Origin of the sequence: Schlesneria sp. (genome assembly GCF_036405755.1) — a bacterium.
In the GTDB taxonomy this organism is placed as follows: domain Bacteria; phylum Planctomycetota; class Planctomycetia; order Planctomycetales; family Planctomycetaceae; genus Schlesneria; species Schlesneria sphaerica.
The window spans coordinates 1-2,427 of sequence record NZ_DASWWZ010000257.1; the positions used below are offsets into that span (position 1 = coordinate 1).

Here is a 2,427-nt window from a genome sequence, read left to right on the forward strand (position 1 = left end):
ACCGATTGAAAACTTCGAAAAACAACAGACAGTTGCGGTATAGAGTGGATCGCACCCACTGGTGGGAGAGTTCCAGGTCAGAAAGCACCGCCTCATAAGAGTGATCCGCGTCGACGAAGATTAGATCAGGCTTCAATCCAAGCGACGCGACTTCACGGAGCCCGTCCGAGGTGGTCATGCGGAGGGGAGTTACGCTGTTACGATAATCCCACGACAGCGCCTGGAAGGTTTCAAACAACGTTGGAAGCATGGCGGACCAGTCGCCCCGCCGATGATGTTCGGGACTTCCGTTCCAATGATCGACACAAATGACATGCGCTGAAGGCGCCTCGTCACAAATGAATCGAGTCGAGAGACCAAGCCAAGTTCCCAGTTCGACAATTAACCCGGGTGAATGTGCGAGTTCTTCACGCAACATTGCCTTGACGCTGTCGCTACACCACCCGAGGTTTTCCTGGGGAAGTGAGATATTCGGTTTAAGCGGTGGCCAGGGCAACTTCGAACGAAGCAATTGAATCGCGTCTTGCGATAGCCATGAAGTTGCGGTGGATTTCCGCGCTGACTGCGCGGACCGTGCGACGACGAGATACTGGTAAGTGAAGAATTCTTCGGCATCTTGCGGGGATAGCCCCTCAATTTGCAACGGGCCCACACTAACTCGCCCCGGCCGACCAGACGCGACCCACTCCTCATGACCGGAACCCGGTTTCGGGACGAATGAGGTAATCTGAAAACCGCTCCGAAAGAGTAGTTTCTCAATTTCCCGTCTTGTGAAGAATCGAACATGGTCATTATCGAGAAGTCCTGCCGGTTCGTACGTCCAGTTCCCTTCCAAGAGTCCAGAAACCACACTGTGATGACGGACATTCGGCAAGCTGATCACCAGGACTCCGTTGGTAGCAAGCCATGTTCGGATTTTTTCAAGAACACGTCCCGGCTCGCGCAGATGTTCCAGGACATCGGCACAGACCACACAGTCGAATCGCCCTGGTTCAAACTGCACCGATTCATCTTCAATATCCAGCTCAAGAACCGAGTCTAATGATTGTCGGGCGTGTTCAGCTGCCAGTGGGTTTAATTCCAGGCCGGTGACATGAACCGCTTGACGTTGTTTCAACGACTGTCCCAACTTTCCAGCTCCGCAGCCAATGTCAAGGACATTGTGTGCCGATGTTGGGATCAGGGCGACGACTTCAGGTCGTGGAAAATCAAAGTAGAACAAATCCTTTTCTGGACGACTCATTGGAGTCGATTTTGTTCCTGAATGTTCCACTGCGGCTGAATTTCGTTCCACAACAACCACTCCATCGTGCACAATTTGTTCGAGGTTCCACTTTCTGAGCAGCCATTGCTGCGCGGCGCCGCAATCGAAGCGGTACGACTCATATCCAGACAATGCTTCGGTCAACGGAAAGTGCTCGATTATCACGGATTGATCATGAGCAACTTTCCAATGTGTCTTTTGCAATTGAAGAAAGAAATCATAGTGCTCTGCGCCGATGCCACCTTCCCACCGGACGCTTCTAAAAATCTCGCGACGAAGCAAGGCAAAATTGGGGACGTAATCGCGGAGTTCTGCTCGCGGATTTCGCCAACCTGCGGAATTGATTACCAGAGTCTTTCCATCCGGGAACTCGAATGTCCCGCCTGAATTCCTGGGCTGACGGACTCCGTCTATGACATCGACGCACACCCCTGCAACCACCCCTAGATCGGGCTCGGACTGCATTCGTTGAAGTAATTTTTCTACCTGAGTTCGATCGGTGAAGCAGAAGTCGTCATCCAGTAGGAGGAGGAACGGCCGCGTGGTTCGATCTACGAGCAGGTTGCGGCCAGCAGTGACCCCTGCTGCAAACGGCAAGGAATGCATCCTGAATTGGGGATTTGCCTCCAGAAGCTTCCGACACTCTCCGCTGGCGAGATCAGCAGACTGTTGGAGACAACCATCATCAACAATCGTTACGTGCGCTCCAGGATAGAAGCACAGAATCGATTTCAGCAATCGCAACAGCGCCTGGGGCCGAAGGAATGTCTTAATGATAAAATCGACGGAATCAATCTCGAACGAACCACTGATGAAAGATGCATCTGTCACAGCGAGCGGAACAGCTTTCGCTGGATTGATCCCTTCTCTCCCAACATTTAGCGTGGTGTGCAGATGACTGCTGATCGACCCCAGGAGTTGCTGCATTCGGTGCAGATAAGTATGTCGTGACAGAACTTCTCTGTAACCGGAAATGGCAATCTTCTCTCGCAGTTTGTCGTGTTTAAGATAAAACACGAGCTTATCGAGCAACTCGTCTCTCTCGGTGTAGACCACGAAGTGCCGGTCGGCTTTGAACAGCTCATCCTGACCATTACTGCGCAGGTCGTTTGTGATGAGCAACGGTCCACACGCGAGCGTCTCAAACACGCGCATGTTCACAT

1 protein-coding gene is annotated in these 2,427 nt (G+C 52.2%); it reads right to left on the reverse strand.

Annotated elements, in window-relative coordinates:
* Nucleotides 1-2,413: methyltransferase domain-containing protein (locus VGE80_RS09040; protein WP_440592423.1), on the reverse strand; the 2,413-nt coding region annotated here is incomplete at its 3' end.
* Between the last annotated feature and the right edge of the window lie 14 nt (nucleotides 2,414-2,427).